The following is a 6,321-nucleotide window of genomic DNA, read 5'->3' on the forward strand; positions in this document are numbered from 1 at the left end:
CCCCGGGCGGGTGCCCGGGGCCAGGCCTCCGCGGGTACGGGCCTCTGCGGGCTCCTAGAGGTGGTCCCGGGGGAAGGTGAGGTTCCAGGTGCGGGAGAACACCCGCCGGTCCGCCTCGTACCCGTCGAGGGTGGCGTCCAGCAGGAACTCCTCCGGCGTGCAGCGCAGCACGGTGCGCGTCTCGGTGCGCACGTCCCACTCCCCCCGCCGGAACGTCATCGTCCACGCGGACTCGCCGCGTACGGAGTCGAACTTGTCGGCCACCGAGTCGTACCGCTCGTAGGCACGCCGGCCGACGTCCAGGTCGATGTCGTCGAAGTGCACGGTGCCGGCGTCCTTGACGATCTCCAGCGCCGACCGGTATCCCACCAGGTCACGGGAGACGTTCCAGGTCTGCTCGGGCGGACGCACCCGGGTGGTGGCGAGCGGTTCGGCTCCCTCCGGCTCCTCGAAGCCGGGGGCGACGGGTTCGGAGCCGTCGGTGGGGCGCACCGGCAGGGTCAGCGCGGAGGCCCCGGCGTAGACGCTGAGCAGCACCGGGTGCGGCGGCGGCCAGGCCAGCGGCCAGTAGGAGGTGGACAGCGACAGCCGGATGCGGTGGCCGGGCGGGAACGCCTGGGCCACGCCGTTGAGGCGGACGGTGGCCCGGTAGCGCTGTCCGGGCACCAGTTCCTCGGGTTCCTGGTCGCCGTCGTAGGACTCGGTGTCCGTGCTCCGCCGGTTGAGGTTGAGCAGCCCGTAGGTGACGCGGGTGGCGCTGCCGTCCGGGGCGACGTCCGAGAGCCGCGCGGCGATCATCGCGACCGGCTCGCTGGCCGTGAACTCGAACTCCACCGTCGGCGCGCCGAGGATCTCCAGGCGGTGGTTGAGGACGTCGCTGTCGAAGACGAGCGAGCCGCCGTCCTCCTCCCGCTGGTCGTAGGGCAGGTCGGGGGGCGCGTTGTAGGAGGCCCACTTGCCCGCGAACTGGCCGACGGACAGCGGGGACTGGATGGTGAGCGCCTCGTCCTCGGGCGTCTCGTCGGCCGCGCCGAGGCGGTGCCTGCTGAGCGGGTAGGCGGTGGGTTCGACGCGCGGGGAGGGCCAGACGTCCTCACTGACCCAGCGGCCGGGGCGTTCCTGGTAGGACGTGGACGGCGGCACGCTCTCCTGCATCCACGCCTGGAGCACGGGGCCGTCCATGACTCCGTTGTCGCGGTCCTTCAGCCAGTGGTCCCACCAGCGCACCAGCTCCTGGAGGTAGCCGATCGCCGGGCCGGGTTCACCCATGTGCGGGAACTTGTGCGACCACGGGCCGACGAGTCCCTTCGCCGGCACCTTGAGATTCTCCAGCAGCCTGGTCACCGCGTTGGAGTAGCCGTCGGCCCACCCGCTCGACGCCAGCACCGGCACGTCCACCGCCCCGTAGTCCTCGCAGACCGACGCGTGCCGCCAGTAGTCGTCGCGCCGCTGGTGGCGCAGCCACTCGGCGACCCACGGCCCGCTGCTCTCGAGCCGTTCGTGCCACATGTCCCGCCAGCGTTCCCCGACCAGGGCCGGGTCGGGCGGGCAGGTGGCGTAGGCGAACATGGTGCCCGCCTCCGCCAGGTTGTCGGACAGCATGCAGCCGCCCATGTAGTGCATGTCGTCGGCGTAGCGGTCGTCGGTGAAGGAGGCGATCGCGATGGCCCGCAGGCTCGGCGGGCGGCGTGCCGCCACCTGGAGGGCGCTGAACGCGCCCCAGGAGAGGCCCATCATGCCGGTGCTCCCGTCGCACCACGGCTGGTCGGCGAGCCACGCGAGCACGTCCTCCGCGTCCTGCTGCTCCTGCTCCAGGTACTCGTCGCGCAGCACCCCCTCGGACTCGCCGGTGCCGCGCAGGTCGACGCGCACGCACGCGTAGCCGTGGCCGGCGATGTAGGGGTGGTGGACGGAGTCGCGGACCGAGGTGAGGTCGCGTTTGCGGTACGGGATGTACTCCAGCACCGCGGGCACCGGCTCGTCGTCGGAACAGGTGGGACGCCAGATGCGGGCCGCCAGACGGGTCCCGTCGGAGACGGTGATCCAGACGTGCTCCTCTTCCTGGACTGCGTACGGGAAACTGCTGACGACGCGCATGGGCCGGTTCTCCTCCCGGAGTGGCTCGGCAACTGTGGGGCGGTTCGGGGCCGGCGGGGTGGCCGGGCCGGGGCCCGGCGCGTGGTGCGCCGGGCCCGGTCGGGTCACTCGTCGAACTCGAAGTTCAGGGCGGCTGTGCACCGGTCGTACTTGGCGCACAGCTCCTCCTCGGTGTCCGCACCGATGTAGAGGTGTGCCAGTTCGTAGCTGTAGCTGTCCTGGCCGGGCATGTCGGACAGCCGCTGGCCCTGCTCGGGCACGATCTCGATCTTGACGCCGGGTTCCTTCTCCGTCAGGGCGGCGATCTCCTCGTCGGTCGGCACCCGGCGGGCGACCCCGTCCTCGAACCGACGGTAGTACCACTTGCCGGAGACCTCGAACCGGCCCTTGCCGTCGGGCATCCTCGGGTCGTGCCCGAGCGCCAGGCTGATCATGCAGTGGTGGTTGGGGACCCCGTCGACGAACTCGAACAGCTCGGCGTGGGACTGCGAGTGCCGCGGGTTGATCTCCAGCAGCTTCAGGGTGTCCGTGTCGCGGTCGTAGAAGAACTCGATGCTGAAGGTCGCCGAGTCCATGCCGATCTGCTTCATCACACGGCGGGAGACGTCCCGGATGCGTTCGGTGACCTCGTCGGGCAGGGACGAGGGGTACTGGTGCCGCAGGAAGCACGAGCTGTCCCGGTAGTTGTGGGAGTCGAGCACGCCGTACACGACGACCTCGCCGTTGTGGACGTACCCCTCCGCGGCGACCTGCTCGCCGGTGATCTGCTCCTCGGCCAGGCAGGCCTCACCACCGGCCGCCTCGACCTCCGGCGGCAGTTCCAGCTGGTCGAGCACGTACTGGAAGGGGCGGCCGACGCGGGTGATGCCCTCGCGGATCAGCTCGACGGCCTCCTGGAACTCGTGCTCGTTCTTGACGCCGTAGGCCAGTTCGGAGGAGAAGGACTTCACGGGCTTCAGCCACATGGGGAAGTCCATCCCCTCGGGCTTCTCGGCCGTACCCTCCAGGTCGACGATCCCGAAGCGGGGTATCTCCTCGATCACCTTCTGCTGTTCGAGTCGGCTCCAGTACTTGTGCTCGCACTTGACCACCGACTCCAGGCTGGTGCTGCGCAGCCCGTAACGGCGGCTCAGCATCGGCACGAGCGTGCTCACGGGGAAGTCCCAGTATCCGACGACGGCGTCGATCGTTCCCTCGAACGCGTCCAGCTTGCCCTGCGCCTTGTGGAGGAGTTCCTGCAGATCGATCTCGCCGTGCTGCAACTCCTCGATGCTCAGCAGCGAGTGGAAATTGCACTGCGGCGCTTCCGGCACATCGTGGATGGTGTCCAGATTGCCTTCGTCCAGACCGATCACAAAAACGTTGGCGCGACTCATGACTTCGGGTTCCTCCCCAGATTTCCTGACCCCCGTCTGCTTACGGGGCCTTTATGACCGCGACTCGGGGCCGGGTCAGGCGGCGGAGGTACGAGCGTGGGGCTCGTGCCTCTCGTTTGATTCGACTCCCTGCCTGATGGCGGTGAAAGTCCGGTTGAGAAGCCGGGAAACGTGCATCTGCGAGATTCCCAGTTCCTCCGCGATGCGACTCTGCGTCATTCCGCAGAAGAAGCGCAGATAAAGGATGCGACGCTCGCGTTCCGGCAGCTTGCTCAGTTCCGGTTTGACGGCTTCCCGGTGCACCACGTGTTCAAAACCAGGTTCTGTCGCGCCCAGGGTGTCGGCCAGCGAGTAGCCGTCCTCGGCGCCGGTCAGCTGGGCGTCAAGGGACAGTGTGCGGTAGCTCTCCAGGGCTTCGAGGCCGTCGAGGACCTCCTCCTCGGACAGGCCGCAGTGTGCGGCGACGCGGGCGACGGTGGGGCTGCCGCCGGCACCCGGGGCGAGTGTCAGCTCCCGGATGGCGGTGCGCACCCTGTTGCGCAGTTCCTGCACCCTCCTGGGCACGTGCAGGTCCCACAGGTGGTCCCGGAAGTGCCGCTTGATCTCGCCGACGACGGTCGGCACGGCGAAGCTCTCAAAAGCGCTTCCGCGGTCCGGGTCGTAACGGCTGACGGCCTTCACCAAACCCAGTGCGGCGACCTGTTGGAGATCCTCCAGGGACTCGCCCCGGTTGCGGAATCGCAGTGCCAGTCGGTGCGCCATGGGCAGCCAGGCCCGCACCAGGTCCTGGCTGAGTCGTTCTTTCCCCGGGCCTTCGGTCATCGCGCGAAGACGCCGGAAATCCGCGTCCGTGTCGGGAGCGTCGTGGTGCGATCGGCGGGCACGCTGAGTGGTCGGGGCGGGGCTCTGCACAGTCATGGGTGGCTTCTCCAGTACACGCCGTTTGCAGGAAAGAGCGGTTACCGGGAGAGAACACAGCGACGCGACGGAGACAGCCGGCTGCGGGACATGTCTCCCCCAGTGGTGTGCCTCCGGTCCGAAGCATCTGTCTCCGCATTCCCGACCCCGGGAGCAGCAAACAGTCGTCTTTTCCCCGGTGGGGCGAACAGGGCCGGATGGCCGATGCCGAGGTTTCGCCGCTGATCGGGGGGTGACCCGGAACTCCTCGCAGTCCGGAACATGTCAGGAGGCGTCATGTCACACTCCGCTCCCGTCTCACCACGCCGCTCGCCGGTCGCTCTCGCCGCACTGGTCGTCGGCGTCGTTTTCCTGGTGGTCGGTGTGCTGGGCTTCATCCCCGGTGTCACCACGGACATGGACGGCATCACCTTCGCCGGACACGAGTCCGAGGCGAAGCTGCTGGGCGTCTTCCAGGTGTCGATCCTGCACAACCTGGTGCACTTCGCCTTCGGGCTGGCGGGGGTCGCGATGTCGCGCACGCCGTCGTCGTCCCGCGCCTACCTGCTCGGTGGCGGTGTGATCTACCTGGTGCTGTGGCTGTACGGCCTGCTGATCGACAAGGGCAGTGACGCGAACTTCGTTCCGCTGAACACCGCCGACGACTGGCTGCACCTCGCACTCGGCGTCGGCATGGTGGCGCTGGGCTTCGTGCTGCCGCGCAGGACACGCGCCGCAGCCTGACCGATCCGGCTGTCTGTCCATCTGTCACCGGCCTGGGGCCCACACATGTGCGGGGCGGGACGGCTGTGTCACCGCCGTCCCGCCCCGCCGTCCGATCCGGGACCGGCCCGGGCTCGGACGCGCGTCCGGATCCCGCCCGGGCAACGGAGGACCCGGACACTTCCCCGCCGGACTCCTGGGTCGAACCGGTTGGGCGTGCGCTCCGCGTACCCCGCACCGACCAGCGCAGACGTCACCGCCCGTGGGAACGGTCCGGGCCGGCTCCTCGCGACGGCGTGCCTGCCGCTTCTACGGCGTCCGCCAGTCGTCGGATCGCAGGTGCGATCCGGCCTACGGCCCCATGCGCAGCATGCCGCCGTCCACCGCCAGGGACGCCCCCGTCACGTAGGAGGCGTCGGTTCCGGCGAGGAACGCGATCATCGCGGCCACCTCGCGGGCGTCACCGGGGCGGCCGAGCGGAATGCCCGGTCGTGACTGGGTGTGCACGTCGGTGCCCTCCTGGCCGGTCATCCCCGTCGCGATCTCACCGGGCGCGACCGCGTTCACCGTGATGCCGTGCTCGGCCAGTTCCAGCGCCATGACCTGCGTGAGCAGACCGAGACCGCCCTTCGCGGCGCAGTACGGCGCGGCGCCCACCCTGGGCTGGTGCTCGTGCACGCTGGTGACGTTGACGATGCGCCCGCCGGCGCCGCCGGCGATCATGCGGCGGGCCGCCCGCTGACCGCAGAGGAACGGACCCACCAGGTCGACGTCGAGCACCCGGCGGACCGTGTCCGGTTCGATGTCGAGACAGGGCTCGGCGGTCCCGGTGCCCGCGTTGTTGACGAGCACGTCGATGCCGCCGAGTTGATTGGCCAGCCGGTCCACGGCGTCGACGGCGTCCGGCAGCCGGCTCAGGTCCATCTGTTCCAGGGCGCACCGGCCACCGTGCTCGCGTACCTCTGCCGCCGTCCGGTCGGCGCCCTCGCGGTCGGTGTGCCAGGTGACACCCACGTCCATGCCGTCCTGGGCCAGGCGGACGGCGGTGGCACAGCCGATGCCGGAGTCCGCGCCGGTGATCACCGCGACCCGGCGGGGGGACGGAGAAGATCCGGGGGTGTTCATGGGGCTCCTCTGCGGGTCTGCGTCCCCGGGTACGGGGGCTGGCGGGGCGGCGACGCGCTTCCGTCACCGGCGACCGGCCGTCCGGCGCGCGTCCGGTGGCCCG

Annotated in this window: 5 protein-coding genes; 1 reads left to right on the plus strand and 4 read right to left on the minus strand. The window is 69.9% G+C overall.

Translation table 11 applies throughout. From position 1 onward, the window contains the following. Window positions 1–54 precede the first annotated feature (54 nt). From ACYVE9_RS12600 to ACYVE9_RS12610, 3 genes are all read right to left on the minus strand, one after another. Window positions 55–2,097, minus strand: a complete 2,043-nt coding sequence (locus ACYVE9_RS12600) for a CocE/NonD family hydrolase (protein WP_461027894.1) — start codon at window positions 2,095–2,097, stop codon at window positions 55–57. Between the two features lie 104 nt (window positions 2,098–2,201). After that, window positions 2,202–3,473, minus strand: coding sequence for an ATP-grasp domain-containing protein (locus ACYVE9_RS12605; RefSeq protein WP_461027895.1), 1,272 nt, complete (start codon window positions 3,471–3,473; stop codon window positions 2,202–2,204). A gap of 75 nt (window positions 3,474–3,548) precedes the next feature. Beyond that, window positions 3,549–4,391 (minus strand): SigB/SigF/SigG family RNA polymerase sigma factor, encoded by an 843-nt coding sequence (locus tag ACYVE9_RS12610; protein WP_461027896.1) that lies wholly within the window; start codon window positions 4,389–4,391, stop codon window positions 3,549–3,551. A 276-nt stretch (window positions 4,392–4,667) separates the two neighbouring features. On the opposite strand from ACYVE9_RS12610, the gene ACYVE9_RS12615 reads away from it, so the two are divergent. Next, window positions 4,668–5,114: a DUF4383 domain-containing protein gene (locus tag ACYVE9_RS12615; RefSeq protein ID WP_461027897.1), complete on the plus strand. Its 447-nt coding sequence runs from the start codon at window positions 4,668–4,670 to the stop codon at window positions 5,112–5,114. Window positions 5,115–5,444: 330 nt separating this feature from the next. On the opposite strand, the gene ACYVE9_RS12620 is transcribed toward ACYVE9_RS12615, so the two are convergent. Then, window positions 5,445–6,218, minus strand: a complete 774-nt coding sequence (locus ACYVE9_RS12620; RefSeq protein ID WP_461027898.1) for an SDR family oxidoreductase — start codon at window positions 6,216–6,218, stop codon at window positions 5,445–5,447. Window positions 6,219–6,321: the final 103 nt, after the last annotated feature.

The organism is Streptomyces sparsus, assembly GCF_054776295.1.

Excerpts from the sequence above, each read along its gene's own strand:
- ACYVE9_RS12610 (WP_461027896.1), bottom strand. The coding sequence starts at position 4,391 with ATGACTGTGCAGAGCCCCGCCCCGACCACTCAGCGTGCCCGCCGATCG.
- ACYVE9_RS12615 (WP_461027897.1), top strand. The coding sequence starts at position 4,668 with ATGTCACACTCCGCTCCCGTCTCACCACGCCGCTCGCCGGTCGCTCTC.
- ACYVE9_RS12605 (WP_461027895.1), bottom strand. The coding sequence starts at position 3,473 with ATGAGTCGCGCCAACGTTTTTGTGATCGGTCTGGACGAAGGCAATCTG.
- ACYVE9_RS12620 (WP_461027898.1), bottom strand. The coding sequence starts at position 6,218 with ATGAACACCCCCGGATCTTCTCCGTCCCCCCGCCGGGTCGCGGTGATC.
- ACYVE9_RS12600 (WP_461027894.1), bottom strand. The coding sequence starts at position 2,097 with ATGCGCGTCGTCAGCAGTTTCCCGTACGCAGTCCAGGAAGAGGAGCAC.